Source organism: Knoellia locipacati, assembly GCF_007992835.1.
Taxonomy (GTDB): domain Bacteria; phylum Actinomycetota; class Actinomycetes; order Actinomycetales; family Dermatophilaceae; genus Knoellia; species Knoellia locipacati.
This window is the reverse complement of sequence record NZ_BKBA01000014.1, coordinates 15854-30647: the sequence shown is the minus strand read 5'-3', so window position 1 is coordinate 30647 and position 14794 is coordinate 15854. Positions and strand designations below refer to the sequence as shown.

The 14794-nt window shown below is 66.8% G+C and carries 14 protein-coding genes and 1 pseudogene; 5 read left to right on the top strand and 10 right to left on the bottom strand.

Features of this window, described 5'->3' with window-relative positions:
• Nucleotides 1–80 precede the first annotated feature (80 nt).
• The 4 genes from KLO01_RS16335 to KLO01_RS17260 form a co-directional block, all read right to left on the bottom strand.
• The gene (locus tag KLO01_RS16335; protein ID WP_147067148.1) at nucleotides 81–557 is read right to left on the bottom strand and encodes a TY-Chap domain-containing protein; all 477 of its coding nucleotides are present in this window, start codon (nucleotides 555–557) and stop codon (nucleotides 81–83) included.
• A 36-nt stretch (nucleotides 558–593) separates the two neighbouring features.
• A complete protein-coding gene (gene prfB, locus KLO01_RS16330) occupies nucleotides 594–1706 on the bottom strand; it encodes a peptide chain release factor 2 (RefSeq protein WP_147067146.1) in 1113 nt (370 codons plus the stop codon).
• 162 nt (nucleotides 1707–1868) lie between these two features.
• Nucleotides 1869–2621: a calcium-binding protein gene (locus KLO01_RS16325; protein WP_147067144.1), complete on the bottom strand. Its 753-nt coding sequence runs from the start codon at nucleotides 2619–2621 to the stop codon at nucleotides 1869–1871.
• A 199-nt stretch (nucleotides 2622–2820) separates the two neighbouring features.
• On the bottom strand, nucleotides 2821–3468 hold the full coding sequence (locus KLO01_RS17260; RefSeq protein WP_186828095.1) for a Pr6Pr family membrane protein: 648 nt from the start codon (nucleotides 3466–3468) through the stop codon (nucleotides 2821–2823).
• A 117-nt stretch (nucleotides 3469–3585) separates the two neighbouring features.
• Between KLO01_RS17260 and KLO01_RS17255 the strand changes: the two genes are divergently transcribed.
• Entirely contained in the window at nucleotides 3586–4062 is a 477-nt protein-coding gene (locus tag KLO01_RS17255) for a hemerythrin domain-containing protein (protein ID WP_186828094.1), read from the top strand.
• Between the two features lie 255 nt (nucleotides 4063–4317).
• Here the strand turns inward: KLO01_RS17255 and KLO01_RS16315 are convergent, their stop codons facing one another.
• The 3 genes from KLO01_RS16315 to KLO01_RS17250 form a co-directional block, all read right to left on the bottom strand.
• On the bottom strand, nucleotides 4318–5118 hold the full coding sequence (locus KLO01_RS16315) for a hypothetical protein (RefSeq protein WP_147067142.1): 801 nt from the start codon (nucleotides 5116–5118) through the stop codon (nucleotides 4318–4320).
• Between the two features lie 7 nt (nucleotides 5119–5125).
• Nucleotides 5126–5578, bottom strand: a complete 453-nt coding sequence (locus KLO01_RS16310; protein ID WP_147067140.1) for a hypothetical protein — start codon at nucleotides 5576–5578, stop codon at nucleotides 5126–5128.
• Nucleotides 5579–6578: 1000 nt separating this feature from the next.
• Nucleotides 6579–6743 carry a hypothetical protein gene (locus KLO01_RS17250; protein WP_186828093.1) on the bottom strand — a complete coding sequence of 55 codons (165 nt, stop codon included), beginning with the start codon at nucleotides 6741–6743 and terminating at the stop codon, nucleotides 6579–6581.
• A 286-nt stretch (nucleotides 6744–7029) separates the two neighbouring features.
• Between KLO01_RS17250 and KLO01_RS16305 the strand changes: the two genes are divergently transcribed.
• Both KLO01_RS16305 and KLO01_RS16300 read left to right on the top strand, forming a co-directional pair.
• On the top strand, nucleotides 7030–7914 hold the full coding sequence (locus tag KLO01_RS16305) for an SMODS domain-containing nucleotidyltransferase (protein ID WP_147067138.1): 885 nt from the start codon (nucleotides 7030–7032) through the stop codon (nucleotides 7912–7914).
• Entirely contained in the window at nucleotides 7898–8449 is a 552-nt protein-coding gene (locus tag KLO01_RS16300) for an SLATT domain-containing protein (RefSeq protein WP_186828092.1), read from the top strand. The genes KLO01_RS16305 and KLO01_RS16300 overlap by 17 nt, the downstream gene beginning before the upstream one ends.
• Nucleotides 8450–8980: 531 nt before the next feature.
• Here KLO01_RS16300 and KLO01_RS16295 read toward each other — a convergent pair.
• The 3 genes and pseudogenes from KLO01_RS16295 to KLO01_RS16285 form a co-directional block, all read right to left on the bottom strand.
• Nucleotides 8981–10039 (bottom strand): AbiTii domain-containing protein, encoded by a 1059-nt coding sequence (locus KLO01_RS16295; RefSeq protein WP_147067134.1) that lies wholly within the window; start codon nucleotides 10037–10039, stop codon nucleotides 8981–8983.
• A gap of 85 nt (nucleotides 10040–10124) precedes the next feature.
• Nucleotides 10125–10750, bottom strand: a pseudogene (locus KLO01_RS16290) (ATPase, T2SS/T4P/T4SS family); the annotation flags it as partial.
• Between the two features lie 239 nt (nucleotides 10751–10989).
• Nucleotides 10990–11349, bottom strand: a complete 360-nt coding sequence (locus KLO01_RS16285; protein WP_147067132.1) for a hypothetical protein — start codon at nucleotides 11347–11349, stop codon at nucleotides 10990–10992.
• A gap of 190 nt (nucleotides 11350–11539) precedes the next feature.
• Here KLO01_RS16285 and KLO01_RS16280 point away from each other — a divergent pair, with 190 nt between their 5' ends.
• A complete protein-coding gene (locus KLO01_RS16280) occupies nucleotides 11540–13774 on the top strand; it encodes a TRAP transporter permease (RefSeq protein WP_147067130.1) in 2235 nt (744 codons plus the stop codon).
• Entirely contained in the window at nucleotides 13771–14784 is a 1014-nt protein-coding gene (locus tag KLO01_RS16275) for a TAXI family TRAP transporter solute-binding subunit (RefSeq protein ID WP_147067128.1), read from the top strand. Before KLO01_RS16280 ends, KLO01_RS16275 begins: the two co-directional genes overlap by 4 nt.
• Nucleotides 14785–14794 lie beyond the last annotated feature (10 nt).

Sequence of the window (14794 nt, the reverse complement as noted above, 5' to 3'; positions counted from 1 at the left end):
TCAGCATCCTCGCGGCGCGGTGCCGCTCCCATGTGCCGCGAGCCCACTCCGGCGGGCAGCCGCGTGTGTCGCGGGTCCGGTCAGGCCTCGGCGGCGTAGACGACGTCGCGCAGCGTGCGGACCACGAGGTCGGCCGCGGCGAGCGCGTCGTCCCTGCCGAGGTATGCCGTCTCGCTCACGTCGTCGGGGTACCACCGGTTCCAGACGCGCTCCTCCATCGAGATCGGGCCCGGGCGGCGCCAGCCGATCTCCTCGAGGGCGGCGTCCTCGGCCTGCGTGAAGAAGAACTCACCACCGAAGTCCTCGCTGCCGATGAGCTCGACGACCGCGTGGTTGTCGTCGCGGCGCACGCGCGCCCACGGGGCCATGTCCTCGTAGCGCGCGGGCACGACGCCGAACAGCCGGGCCTTGCGCAGCAGGTGCGGCCGCGGGTGCTCCGACACCGTGATGGTGACGTCCTCGCCGTCGGACAGCGACCGGATCCGGGCGGCGAGGTCACGCGACCACGCACTCCAGTCGGCCGGTCCCCCGGGAGGTGGCTCAACGGCATACGTCATGGTTTTGTCCTGAGTCTCGTTGTCCCGCAACGGGACTCAGCCCTCGGCCTTGCGCTCGGCGATCTGCCAGCGGATGCCGGCCTCGATGAAGCCGTCGATGTCGCCGTCGAAGACCGCGCTCGGGTTGCCGGTCTCGTACTCGGTGCGGAGGTCCTTGACCATCTGGTACGGGTTGAGGACGTAGGACCGCATCTGGTCGCCCCAGCTCGCCTTGACGTCGCCGGCCATCTCCTTCTTGACGGCGGCCTCCTCGGCGCGCTTGATGAGGAGGAGTCGCGACTGCATGACGCGCAGGGCGGCGGCGCGGTTCTGGATCTGCGACTTCTCGTTCTGCATCGAGACGACGGTGCCGGTCGGGATGTGCGTCATGCGCACGGCGGAGTCGGTGGTGTTGACCGACTGCCCACCGGGGCCCGAGGAGCGGAAGACGTCGATCTTGAGGTCGTTGTCGGGGATCTCGATGCTGTCGGTGCCCTCGATGAGCGGGATGACCTCGACGGCGGCGAAGCTCGTCTGGCGGCGGCCCTGGTTGTCGAAGGGGCTGATCCGCACGAGGCGGTGGGTGCCGCCCTCGACCGACAGGTTGCCGAACGCGTAGGGCACGTTGACCTCGAAGGTCGCGGACTTGATGCCGGCCTCCTCGGCGTAGGACGTGTCCATGACCTTGGTCGGGTAGCCGTGGCGCTCGGCCCAGCGGAGGTACATGCGCATGAGCATCTCGGCGAAGTCGGCGGCGTCGACGCCCCCGGCGCCGGAGCGGATCGTCACGACGGCCTCGCGCTCGTCCCACTCACCGCTGAGCAGGGTGCGGACCTCGAGCTCGCCGACGGCCTTCTTGACCTTGACGAGCTCCTTCTCGGCTTCGGCGAGGGTCTCGGCGTCGTTCTCCTCCTGGCCCATCTCGACGAGGGCCTCGAGGTCGTCGACGAGGGTGTCCATGCCGGTGACGCGTTCGTACTCGGACTTGGCACGCGAGAGCGCCGAGGTGACGGCCTGCGCCTTCTCCTGGTCGTCCCAGAGGTCGGGGGCCGCGACCTGCGTCTCGAGGTCGTCGATGCGCGCCTGCAACGCGGTCAGGTCGGTGACCTCGCGCACGGAGGTCATCGTCGTGCGCAGGTCCTTGATCTCTTGCTGGAAGTCGGTGGCCACAAGAGCCAAGCCTACGTGCCCGTATGCCGTGCGCTCACCGCGCGCGTCCCGCGGCTCGCTGCACGGCCTGGCTGCGCCGACGCCGTTCGGGCGGTGGACGCGTGTCGGGGCGGGTGGCCCTCCCTGTCGGCCACCCGCCCCGAGGTGTGCGGTGGAGGGTCCTCACCCCTCCTCGGGGAACGGCCCGAACGTCTCGATCGCCACCGCGACCTCGCAGCTGCCCTCGACCGCGAAGTCGGCACCCTGGTCGCCGTTGCAGACGTCGCTGGACGGGACGTTGAGACCCGGACCCGGGTTGTCGCCGGTCATCATGTCGTCACCACGGCCGCCGGACAGGGTGTCGTTGCCGAAGTTGCCGACGACGATGTCGTTGCCGTTCTCACCGCGCACGACGTCGTTCGCCGGGCCGCCGAACAGCGTGTCGTCGCCGTTGCCGCCGCTGACGTCGTCGGTGCCCATCTGACCGGTCGCGAAGTCGTCACCGTTGCCCGCGCGCAGCGTGTCGTTGCCGCCCTCACCGAGGATCTGGTCGTCGCCGCTGCCGCCGTCGATGGCGTCCGCCCCACCGGGCACGTTCATGCCCGCGGGGTTGCCGAGCAGGATCGACTCGGCCGTGTCGCCGATGACGAAGTCGTTGCCGTCGCCGGCGGTGATCGTGTCGTTGCCGGCGCCACCGCAGATGCGGTCGTCACCGCCCAGACCCGAGATGGTGTCGTTGCCGGCTCCTCCCAGGATGACGTCGGGCCCGGACGTGCCCACCAGGGTGTCGTTGCCGGGTGTCCCCGTGAGGGTCGCCGCGTCGGCGCCGAGGATGATGAGGCACGGGTCGGGCTCGGCGGCGGTGGCCGCTGGAGCGAGTGCGAGGCCCAGGCCGAGGACGAGGCCGCCGGCTGCGACGAGTGGTGTCAGTCGCATGGCGTCTCCTGCGGAGGGTCGGACGCGAGTCGGTGCATGGTGGCATCCCCTTCCGGGAGCCACGCCGTGGCGACGCCGTTGTCGCCGGTTCGCGGCGGGACTCCTGCCTGACGAGTGTTCTCCTCGCCCAGACCGCTCACCTGCGGAAAGGCGAAACTCCCCGCCGTTTCGCGGGTCATTTCGGGACCACCCGAAAGGGTCAGCGTGGGCGGGTCGGGAGCCGCCTGTCGAGCGAGATCGCGCCCTGGGTGAGCACGATGAAGAGCACGGCGACACCGGCACAGGCGAGCAGCGCCTGCGCGTACCCGTGCAGGCTCACGTCGAGGAACGGGTAGGGGTACCAGTCGGCGAACGCGCCCCGCGCGAGCGTGTAGACCAGCCAGCCGAGCGGGTAGATGAGCGAGGGCAGGAGCAGGCCCTTGTCGGCCTTGCCGCGCGGGCCGAAGACGGCCCAGCCGATGACGGCGAGCAGGGGCGCGACGACGTGGAGCAGCTTGTCGGCGACGTAGTCGGCACCGCTGAGGTCGAGCAGCGGCCGGAGCAGGAACCAGTGGACGAGGCCGGTGACGGTGATGCCGATGATCGCGTTGAGCCGCAGCACCTTCCACCACGTCGGGTAGCGGTCCTGGCGCAGCGCCAGCGTCGTCGCCGTGAACGCGACGAGGATGTTGGTGAGGACCGTGAAGTACGAGATGAAGCGGACGAGCCGCGTCCCGAGCGCGGGCGGGTCGACCTCGTCGAGCACGGTGCCGCCCCGGACGATGAGCACGAGCTGCAGCAGCAGCGCGGCCCAGGTCACGACAGCGGTGAGGAGGTGCCAGGAGCGGGCCATCCGCGCGGTGTCCACGAGCACATCATGGCGTGGCCGGGGCTCGGAAGCCTGCAACCACGTCGCAAGCGCGCTGCAAGACCAGCCCCCGACCGTGGAGTCGTCACCCTGACCGACCCACCAGAGGAGCACCCGATGACCACGACACCCCACGCCGACGACGCCCCGACGTCCGAGCGTCCCCTGGTCGACACCAGTGCGATGCCGACCATCCACACCTACTTCCGTCGCGAGCTCCGGCTCGCGGGCGGGCTCGTGCGGGGCATCCCCGACCGCGACCTCGAGCGTGCGGGGGTCGTCGTCGACCACCTCGACTTCCTGCGCCGCACGCTGCACCAGCACCACACCATCGAGGACGAGCTGCTGTGGCCGGTCCTGCTCGAGCGCGTGCCCGAGGAACTGGCGCCGGTCGTGCACCTCATGGAGTCCCAGCACGAGCGGGTCGACGCGCTCCTCGCCAAGGTCGACGCCGCCCGCCCCGGCTTCGCGCGGCGGACGACGCTGCGCTGCGCGACGAGGTCGCCGACGTGCTCGACACCCTCTACGTCCACCTCGTCGAGCACCTCGACGCCGAGGAGGAACGGCTCTTGCCGATCGCCGCACGCTGTCTGACGCAGGCCGAGTGCGACGCTCTCGGAGAGGCGGGGCGCCGCTCGACCTTGGAGGCCGGTGGCAGAAGGAGATCGCGCTGATGGTCACAAGCGTGCACGCATGCCTGTTCTGCCAGCGCTGCTGGGCGAACGACTGGCGACCTTCCGCCTATCACTTCAGCGCGTACCGCAGGAGCCTCGGCTATGCCGCGACGTACCAGTGATGTAGGACCTAAACGACGTGTCCCTCTAGGGCGCGCCGGCCCCCGCTCAAGCTCTACCGTCGGCGCTTCTTGGAGGAGTCGTCGGGTGCTGTCTCGAACGGCCAAGTCGCCAAAAGTTCACGGATGCGGACCAAGTGAGGAGGCAGCGACTTGACCCCAAAGGTCCGCAGACTGGTCTCCGTCTCGTCGACCCACCGCGTGAGCCACTCGCGATAGTGATACTCGAAGTCGCGGAGCATTCTGATCTCTGCGTTGACCTCTGAGCGGTTCCCGGTGCCGCTCCCGGCCACCGCGTATGAGTGTTCATCGCCTGCACCAAAGAGAAACATCGTGTTCGCGTTGTAAGGGATCGGCATATACCAAGCGTCCACGGGCGCAACCAGAGGGGCATCCGGTTCGCTTCGACGCGGCGCCCTGTACTGGTACGCGAGGAGGCTCGCCGGACTCACCGATGGGGCGAGTGCCACCAGATCCAGGCCTCGTTGCTCTGCCCAGTCCACATGTAGGGCCCGAGTCGCCTCAAGGTGCTCTTTGAGTGCTTGCAATATCTGGTCGCCGGGCCTCAAACTGCGCGCACGTGGCTCGTCGGAGATCAACGTGTGCGCAGGCGGCTCGTCGGAGATCAACGTGCGCGCAGGCGGCTCGTCGCTGTGGCTTGCTACGGGTTCCCCTGCGGTTTGATCCTCAGCATCCGGGGTGGGAGCGAACGACGACAACGACTTGCGAAAGTCAGCTGCCTCCTGCACCGCTAGTAGCCTGCGCTTCTTTTGACCTGGCAGACGCTTGAGGCCCCAGCCCACGATCCGGAACAGCGATTCAGCCTCGTTTGGCTCTTGCCATCGGGCTTCACTCATGTGCTCATCATCCGCCCCAAGTGACCAGCACGGCTACTACGGACGCTCCACTCGCCGCGGCCAGTTGGAGGAACAGTGCCACCTTCACCCAGCGCAGAACCCGTCGGTTGTCCTTGGTGATCGCCGACGACGCCACCCGCAGGGCCGATATGAGCTCTGGATCGGTTGGGTTGCGCAGGGTGCGTTCCGTGGCCAGCACGCTCTCTACGTTGACGATCGCCAACTGGTCCAACAGCACGACAGTCAGTGCCAACAGAGCGCTAAGCCCGAAGGCCGCGACGGCCACCACATCCCACACGGTCATCCCATTGGCGGCGCGCACCTGCATCTGGGTACCTACGAGGGTTGCCGCGATAGCCGCCGCAAACGTGGCGACAAGCTTGGCCGAATCGGCCCGGCCCCGCGCCTGCGACAACTCCTCTGCCTCAAGCTTGTCTACCCAGGCGTCTAGATCGCTCACCCGGGCATCTTCGCATCCGTCATGCGTCTACATCGCGAAGTTCGGTGACGTTGAGCGCACTAAGAACATGGCCGGGGAGGCGATAGCAGTGAACGGGGCCCGCGACTTACCGAACATCTGAATCGGGCGTGTGTCGCGGTCTCTCGTGAGCCTCGGCCCCCAAGTGCTCGGGTAGCTACCCGTCGGGCCCCAAGCAAGATCGAGTTGGTGTTCACGTTCCCAGCACATGGAAGCGGGCCCAACCCCAGCGAGTCAGAAGGAAGGCGGCGCGGTAGTGCGAAACAACTTCAGCGACCTCACCAGCGATCGCAAACTCATGCAAGTCGCCAGATGGTCCGGTGTCCGTGTGGGAGCGAGTCAATGCCCCCAGACGAGGCCATGTGCGTCGCTGCTAGTGGCACGCCACTGCGCGCGTATCTCAGTCGCTACCGCAGGTTCGGTCGCGAACACAGTCGATGCGGCCTTGCCGACAAGGGCGGTCGGGCTGGGCATTGATAACCCGCGGTGACTACCGGCATATACGCGGACGCCATGGCGGCGGAGCACTAGCGCACGTTGAACGGTTGCCAAACGCCGCCAATTCACGCCAGGAGCAGTTCGGATCTCGGCGTTCCATTCCTGCCGACGCATGAGCAGGTGGTCGGCGTAAGCGCGGCCCCGCTTCTGCCGTTCTTCTGGTTCAGGTGGGGCGAGCAGCCAAACGGACGTCGCCGCGCTGAGCAGAGCGCCGCGGGTCAAGCTGTAGGTGGCTAGTGGGTGGAGAGACTTGGATTCGTCCGATAGGACACGAACTGCCTGAAGATGATCCACAGCGGCCGTGAGGCAAGCGGCCGCGCAATCTGCCAAAGGATTTGGTGGCCACGCCTTGCCATCGGCGGCCAGCAACGAACCGGGTTGTGCCAGTGACGCTCGACGTACGCGCTCTCGCCATCCATCTAGCGTGGGGTAGGTGTTGCGCATCGCCGCGAGGTGGCTAGCCCGTTCCGCTCACAGTTCGGAACTACCCCGGCTCGGCTTCGAGGAGCTGGCGTCCGAACTCCTTGAGCAGGTTCCCCGGAGACGTGCCGCCAGGGATGCCGCTAAGGGTGATCCCTTCCGCGTCAGCGCCGATTGTTAATTGGGCGATGTAGTCGAGGAGGCTGAGGGTGAGGTGCGATTGGGCCAACAGAACCTCGTCAACGCGGCCAGTCGCTTCCAACTCGCGAGCCAGCAGCAGAGTCTCTGTCCACGGGCTCCCGGTCTCACGATCATGCATCGCGTTGGTCGTCAGGGCGAGAGCATCCCGAAGGGACTGAAGAGGGTCCGACATGCTGCGAGCGTGGCACACGAGCCAGATCGACACGCCGCATAGCCTTTGCACATCCCTCGTAAGTTCAGCGGAGTTGTGACATCGTCGCTCGATCTGGGCGGCATGATGGCTGAAACACAAGTGCGGCGGGACTGGGGGAAGCGTGGGAACAGCAGAGTTGTTCGAGAGGTTTGACACGAGGGTGTCGGCCTCGCACTCAGAGAGGCAAGTCGGGATCAAGAGACTGTTCGAGTGCGAAGCGGCCCTGAGTGCTCACTTCCACCCGAACTCCACGGCATCGCACTTAACGCTGATTGGGTCAGTGGTGAAGGGAACCTCAATAAACCCGATGGCGGATGTCGACGGGGTCTTTCGTATGCCTTCTGGAACTTATTCGCGGATCAACGAACATGCTGGCAATGGACAGTCGGCGTTGCTCCAGGAGGTCCGCGGCGTCCTCTCTGAGCGATACCCTCGTACGAGAATCCGCGGCGACGGTCCTGTAGTAGTGGTCCAGTTCTCGTCCGGGCCGAGTGTCGAGATCGTGCCCGGAGTTCTCTTCTCCGAGGGTGCGGACGACTTCCATGCCGACTGCTTGGTCCCTGTCACGCGAAACGGAGGCTCGTGGGAGGCATCCGACTATGGAGCCGAGTTCGACAACGCGCTCCGGATGAATGCGGCCACAAGTGACCAGTACTCCCGTCTAATCAGATACATGAAGGCTTGGCGCAGAGCCCACCATGCATCTTTCAAGTCGGTTGTACTCGAGTTGGTCGCAGCCGAGTTTATGCGCCGCAAGTGGGACCACACCCAAAGCAGTCACGTGTGGGACGACTGGCTCGTCAGGGACTTTTTGGCTCACATGATTGCGAACTACTATTCGACCTACGCACTACCGGGCGGCAAGGAGATCGAAACCGGGGTCGGCTGGGTAGATGCTGCGCGACGGTCCCATATCGACGCAAAGGTGGCTTGCACCTTTGACGACAGTGGACCGTCATACGTTGCCTACTGGAGAAGGGTGTTCGGCAGTGCCTTCGGTGCCTGATGCGGTTCTGCGCGAGACCAAAGAGACCTTTGGCAGGGTCGCGTACACGCACAAGACCCACGAGAAACAAGCGGAACTGAAACAGGCTTCGGCGTGGCGCATACGAGTTGCCAACGTCGTAGTCATCGGGCTGGCCGCAGGTGCAGCACTGATCGCGCCACTGATCCGCTCATCGCCAGCTGCTTGGCTCGCCTTCGTCGCAGGCTTGGTTGGGTTTGTGTTCACGGTATTGCAGTTGTCGTTCGACCCGGCGTCGGAGGCAAGCAGCCACCAATTGGCGGCTAAGTCGTACCTGGTGCTCAGGAACGAGTATCGCCGCCTCATCGCCGACGCTGAGGTCGGAGACCAAGGTATCGACGAGCTTCGAGCGCGGCGGGACGCCTTGGCTCGAGAACTCAGTCACCTTGAACGGGCGGCACCGCCAACAAGCGCCAAGGCGTACATGCTCGCGCGTGAGGCACTCCGGGGTGCTGAAGAACTCAGTTTTACGCAGGACGAGTATCGGCACTTGCTAGGCCCAGACGACCGCGCCTAGCCACTAGGCGCGCGGGAAGGCCATGCCGCGCCACGAAGGGCAAGACAGTTCGGGGTGAAGCGCTACTGGCCTTGACCGTCGAAGGCCAACGCGGCCCGAGGTGCACTCGACAACGGCGGCTTGCACGGCTGACGGGCCTCAACGACCACCGAACTCCGATCTGGGGGCAAGACTGACTCGCTCGCGCGCCGGTTCACTGGGGCTTTGGCGCGCCACGAACGTTCAGCAAAGAGGTTGCCACCCTGCACCTTTGCCAGGGTGCGCCTCTTGGCGGCCTTCGTAATAGTTCACGAGGGTCCCTTCACCTGCACGCACTGCGACAACTTCGGCGTAATGGGACCAACTCAGTACGGCTTCTAGGTCGCCTTCGGCGGTTGCCGTCCCCCAGCACCAGTCTCCGATGCCTCCGCCGCCCGTCAAGGGTCCGCTACGCCGCTGCGCGCCCTTGACCGGCTCCCCCGGCACCTCACGACCGCCGCTATGGGACGACGCCCACCCCTGCCCGAGCCCCAGACGAGTTGTGTTGCTATTTCAAGTCAAGACGTCCGGCTGGCGATCTTGAGGCGGCCAGTCCGCTCCGTCCACCTCGACAACCTCATCCGCTGTCTCTTTGATACCGTCCGGCCGCAGTTGCAGAATGTCGCCAATGAGCAGATAGGTGCCGGTGATGAACCGCGAAGCTTCATACCGCGTCACCTCAGAATGCGCACCCTTGTGCCCAGCACCTGCAAGAGCATCGAGCCTATTACCCAGGTACTCCAAATCCCGCTTGACTACTTCCCTGCTCGTTTCCCCGGCAGCACTGCTGTTCACGATCCAGTCAACGAGGCGATTGATGTACTGATCCTCACCCATTGCCCGCCCATCGACTTTCGGACCAGCAGGACGCAATGCGTCGGCAACGGCTTTCAGCAAGCGACGGCATGTTGCTGCGGAACTCGCCCAGTCTTCAGCGTTGTCTGATCCGGCATTTTCAAACGCTGCCGCCAACTTCACCGCCGCATCAGGTACGAGTTCGGCAATGTTCGCATCGACTGTGTTACGCACTTGGCCGAAAGCACTCTCAACCGCGGCTCCGAAACGGAGTTCTACCTCTTTCTCGCTCACGTAGCTGTGTACCGCCGCGAGAATCCCCTCCACCAGCCCTTGGTTTCGGCTGATCATCGTCAACAGAGCAGTTCGCTCTCTAGCATTGCCCGTCGGCGCCGATACGATTTGGTGCGGATTCGCAGAGCTGACACTCACGGGCGCATCCGCAGCCGCCTTCATGTGGGCAGTCGCGGCAGAAGCGTGAGCCTCGATCGCCCCGAGTCCGTCCGTCCAGTACTTCGTCGTTTTCTCCTCCTGGTCATAGTGCCCTCGACCGGTACGGAGCGCGAAGTTTGCGGTGCCCGAAAGCATCTTGCCCGTGACGACGTCTCTATAGCCATTGAGTTCGAGCGTCAACCACTCCAGAACGTCGCGATCATCTAAAAGCCGGGCCAATCGACTCGACTTTCGCACTAATGCCGTTGGTGCCAACCGAGACAACTCAAAGTCGGCAAGTAGGTCTTCCGCTAGCTCCAATGCAGCCGCACGCCTATCGGTCATGCGATCCCCCTCGCTCGGCAACACTTGACGGTCGCTCAGACCCTATCCCCTAGCACGTCGCTCACAGGTGGGTGTATTGACGGTTTGTGGGGTTGCCGGCCTGTGTCCCGCCGGCGACGAGGACGTTGAGGCCGGACGCGACGGCCGCCTCGAGGAAGGTCGCCGACTGTCGGGTCAACGTGCCGAGCCGGACGAGGTCGTCGACGTTGTCCGCCTTGACGATGAACTTGCGGACGTTGACGTGCCAGTGCTCGCGGGTGATGTCGGGGATGACGACGTGGAGGCGGGAGCCGTCGGGCAGCACCGCGTCGACGAACGGGCTGGAGAGGTCGACGCGCCGACCCGAGGACTTGAGCATCCGCTCGACGAGGTCGCGGACCTCGTCGCTCGTGAGCAGCGTCGTGGTCAGCTCGGGCACGCCACCACGCGCGATGAAGACGCGGGTCGGCTCGTTGATCCAGATCTCCTCGACCGTGGGGTCGTCGAAGTACTGCTGCAACGGGCCGAAGCCGGCGACGGTGTCCCACACCGACTTCTCGGCCTTGGCGACGTCGCTGAGGACCGGCATGCCGCCGTGCATCGACCGCTGGTCGTAGTCGGCCACCGCATCGCGCACAGCCGCTGGACGGCCTTGGGGTCGCGGGCGGGGTCCAGCCCAGAGCGTCGGATCAGCTCACGGACCTCCGCCTCGACCGTGCGCACGGCATCCATCCGCGGGTCCCCTCCCCTCACTGCACACGCTCACCTTCCCGGGTGGCGCGCTGCTCTCGTGCTGTCGAGCCGGTGTCCCCGACACCGCCATGCAAGCAGGAAACGCCACGACGACCGCGAGGTTTTCCACACGCCCCCGAGCGAATCCCTGACCCGAGGGTATCCAGCGCCGCCCGAGGTCACCACTCGAACAGCGCGACCGCTCAGCAACCAAAAGCCGACAACCCGAGAGCGCCACCTCAGCGGCGCACGCCCCGGACCTCGCGCATGCGCCGCTCGCGCCGGGCCCTCTCGTGCTTCGTCCGGCGCGCGCCCGAGTGCAGCACCAGCACGACCATCGCACTCGTCAGCACGTCGAACAGGAGGACCTCGTCGCGCGAGAGCCCGTCGACGTTCGACTGCAGCTGCTCCGCCGTGGGCAGTCCGAACAGCACCTCACTGACGAGCAGGCCCACGACGACGCAGGACAGGGCCGTCACGACCATCGCCCTCACCCGCAGCCGGACCCCCTGTCCCACCGCGGCCGCGGCGACCACGCCGAACCCCAGCGCGATGGCGGCGAGCAGCCCCAGCCCCTGCGGCCCCAGGTCCCAGTGCATGTCGAGCCCTCCCTGATCGTCACTCCCAGCGTCCAGCACAGCCACGCACGTCAGCAGGGACCAACGGCCTCCTTCCACTGTGCCGCACCGGGATTGGGCAGCGCCAGCCCCTGTCCCTGCCCCTCCCATGGGCAGAGTGAGCCCCCCGCCTCCCACCCGAAGTGGCCACGAAATGGCTAGGTTGGACGTCATGGGTCGACCAACGGAGGTCACGCGGTCCGGCGACGACGTCGAACGGGCGGTGCCACCGGACCCCGGAGATCGGGCGCCCGAACAGCGCGAGGAGACGGCCGAGCACACCCCCGGGCGCACCACCGAGCAGACCGCCAGCGTCGAGGAGCTCATCGGCGAGTACGACGAGGAGCGCCCCGGCCGCCGCCTCTCCCCCACCCTCGACAACGCCCTCACCGCAGTCTGCTTCGCGGTCTCGGTGTTCGTCCTCTACCAGGTGTTCTCGCCGCTGCGGCAGGGCGGGCAGTACTACCTCATCCTCTTCCTCGCCGCCGTCCTCCCGCTGGTCTTTGTCTGCTACCGCGCCACCCGCCGCCGCGGCGCCCGCACCACGCAGGCCGACGGCAGCCAAGGCAACGACAACCCGGGCGTCCTCGACTGGGCGCTCGCCGCCCTGGCGCTGCTCGTCTGCCTCTACCCCGTCCTGCCGATCACCATCGGCGACGGTGGTGGCGGCTTCAACGCCTTCCTCGACCGGCAGGGCTCGCTCGGCACCGTCGACGTCCTCATGGGCACCCTGCTCCTGCTCCTCGTCGTCGAGGCCTGCCGCCGCACCACCGGGCTCGTGCTGCCGGTCGTCTGCGCCGTCTTCCTCGCCTTCGCCTACTACGGCGGGTTCCTGCCGGTGTCGTGGTCGATCAGCCACGCGGGCATGAACTTCGGCGACATCATCAACGGCCTCTACAACGACGCGTCCGGCTTCTTCGGCATCCCGCTCGACGTCGCCGCGACCTACATCGTCCTGTTCACCATCTACGGCGCCGTCCTCGAGGCCACCGGCGCGAGCCGCTTCTTCATCGACATCTCGTTCGCGGCGTTCCGCAAGAGCTCGTCCGCACCCGGCCGCACCGTCGCCCTGAGCGGCTTCCTCCTTGGCACCGTGAGCGGCTCGGGCACCGCCACCGCCGTGAGCCTGGGGTCGGTGTCGTGGCCGATCCTCAAGAAGGCCGGCTACCCCCGCGAGGCCGCTGGCGGCATGCTCGCCGCGGCCGGCATCGGCGCGATCCTCTCGCCCCCGACCCTCGGCGCGGCGGCGTTCATCATCGCCGAGTACATCGGCGTCAACTACCTCCAGGTCCTGCTCTGGGCGACGATCCCCACGGTCCTGTACTACCTCGGCATCATCCTCGCCGTCGAGATGGACGCCCGGAAGTTCGGCGCCCGCGAGGTCCACCTCGCCACCCGCAGCGCCCGCCAGCTGCTCCTGCGCTTCGGCTACCACTTCCTCTCGCTGTTCGTCATCATCGGCTTCCTCGCGCTGGGCATCCCGCCGTTCAAGGCCGTCGTCTACGCGACCGGCGTCGCAGCGCTCTTCGGTCTCGTCGAGCGCGTCGTCTCGGGCCGGGACCCGCTCGACCCGGACGCCGAGCGGCGTCCGCTCCCGGAGGCACTGCGCAGGTATGCCGTGGAGCTCTATCGCGGTCTCGCCATGGGTGTGCGTTCGGTTCTGCCCGTCGCGTCCGTCTGCGCCGCGGCCGGCATCATCACCTCGGTCATCGTCAAGACCGGCATCGGCCAGTCGCTGGCGTCGATGCTCGTCTCCGCCGCGCAGTCGATCACGGACAACCCCACCGGGGTGCTCGTCCTCACCGCGGTGTTCGCCGCCGTCGCCATCGCGATCCTCGGTCTCGCCGTGCCCGTCACCGCGTCGTTCATCATCGCGTGGGTCGTCATCGGCCCGGCGCTGCAGACGTTCGGCGTGAGCGCCCCCGAGACGGCGATGTTCATCTTCTACTACGCCGTCCTCTCCGAGGTGTCGCCGCCGACCGCGCTCGCCGCCGTCGCCGCGTCCGCCATCACCGGCGGTGACGCGATCAAGACGATGTGGAACGCGTGGAAGTACACGCTCCCCGCGTTCCTCGCTCCCCTGGCCTTCGTCATCACCGACAACGGCTCGCACCTGCTCATGCAGGGCGACGCGATCTCAATCGTGTGGACGACCGTCGTCTCGATGCTCGCCGTCGCTGCCCTGGCCGTCGTCACCGGCGGCTGGCTCTTCGGCCCGGCCAAGCCCGTCGTGCGTGCGCTCTGCGTGCCCGCCGCCGGGCTCCTGCTCTACCTGCAGCCGTTCTCGATCGGCGCCGGCCTCGTCTTCCTCGCCGCCGCAGTGGCCCTCGCGTGGTTCACGAAGGCGAGCGACCGGCATACGCCCACGACTGACGCACGGACCACAACACTGGAGGAAAAGGCATGAGGCACAGCCGAGTTCGCACATCCGTCATCGCCGTGGCCGCCACGGCGGCCCTCGCTCTCACCGCGTGCGGCGGCAAGCAGGACCGCACGAGCGACACCGCCGCGAGCGGTGGGTCGGGCGCTGACTCGTGCACCGCGACCGCTGGTCAAATCACTATCGCGACCGGGAACAGCACCGGCGTCTACTACGCGCTCGGCGGTGGCCTCGCCCAGCTCATCAGCACGAACACCGACCTCAAGGCGACCGCCGCCGAGACCGGCGCGTCGGTGCAGAACATCCAGCAGCTCGTCGACAAGAAGTACGACATCGCCTTCTCGCTCGCCGACACCGCCGCCGACGCGGTGACCGGCAAGGGCGCGTTCGAGGGCAAGAAGGCCGACGTCAAGGCGCTCGCCCGCATCTACTCGAACTACACGCAGGTCGTCGTGTCCAAGAAGTCCGGCATCACCAAGGTCGAGGACTTCAAGGGCAAGCGGATCTCCACCGGCTCACCGAAGTCCGGCACCGAGGTCATCGCCAACCGGCTCATCGAGGCGGCGGGGCTCGACCCGGCCAAGGACGTCAAGGCCCAGCGGCTCGACCTCACCAAGACCGTCGACGGCATGAAGGACGGCAGCATCGACGGGCTCGTGTGGTCCGGCGGCCTGCCCACGGGTGGCATCACCGACCTCATGACGTCGATGGGCGACCAGGTGCAGTTCGTCGACATCACTCCCCTGCTGCCCAAGCTCCAAGAGGCCAACCCGGTCTACGCCGAGGACGTCATCCCATCGGCGACCTACAAGACGGCCACCGACGCCAAGACCGTCGTCGTGCCCAACCTGCTGCTCGTCCGCTCGGACATGAGCGAGGGCAACGCGTGCGCGCTCACCAAGCTCATCTTCGACAAGAAGTCCGACCTCGAGAAGGTCCACCCGGCGGCCAAGGACCTCGACCCCGCGACGGCCAAGGAGGCCGACCCGGTCGAGCTGCACCCCGGGTCCAAGAAGGCGCTCGACGGCCTCGGCTGACGGCGACGGC

Excerpts from the sequence above, each read along its gene's own strand:
- KLO01_RS16335 (WP_147067148.1), bottom strand. The coding sequence starts at position 557 with ATGACGTATGCCGTTGAGCCACCTCCCGGGGGACCGGCCGACTGGAGT.
- KLO01_RS16325 (WP_147067144.1), bottom strand. The coding sequence starts at position 2,621 with ATGCGACTGACACCACTCGTCGCAGCCGGCGGCCTCGTCCTCGGCCTG.
- KLO01_RS17255 (WP_186828094.1), top strand. The coding sequence starts at position 3,586 with ATGACCACGACACCCCACGCCGACGACGCCCCGACGTCCGAGCGTCCC.
- KLO01_RS16315 (WP_147067142.1), bottom strand. The coding sequence starts at position 5,118 with ATGAGTGAAGCCCGATGGCAAGAGCCAAACGAGGCTGAATCGCTGTTC.
- KLO01_RS16295 (WP_147067134.1), bottom strand. The coding sequence starts at position 10,039 with ATGACCGATAGGCGTGCGGCTGCATTGGAGCTAGCGGAAGACCTACTT.
- KLO01_RS16285 (WP_147067132.1), bottom strand. The coding sequence starts at position 11,349 with ATGCACTGGGACCTGGGGCCGCAGGGGCTGGGGCTGCTCGCCGCCATC.
- KLO01_RS16280 (WP_147067130.1), top strand. The coding sequence starts at position 11,540 with ATGGGTCGACCAACGGAGGTCACGCGGTCCGGCGACGACGTCGAACGG.
- KLO01_RS16275 (WP_147067128.1), top strand. The coding sequence starts at position 13,771 with ATGAGGCACAGCCGAGTTCGCACATCCGTCATCGCCGTGGCCGCCACG.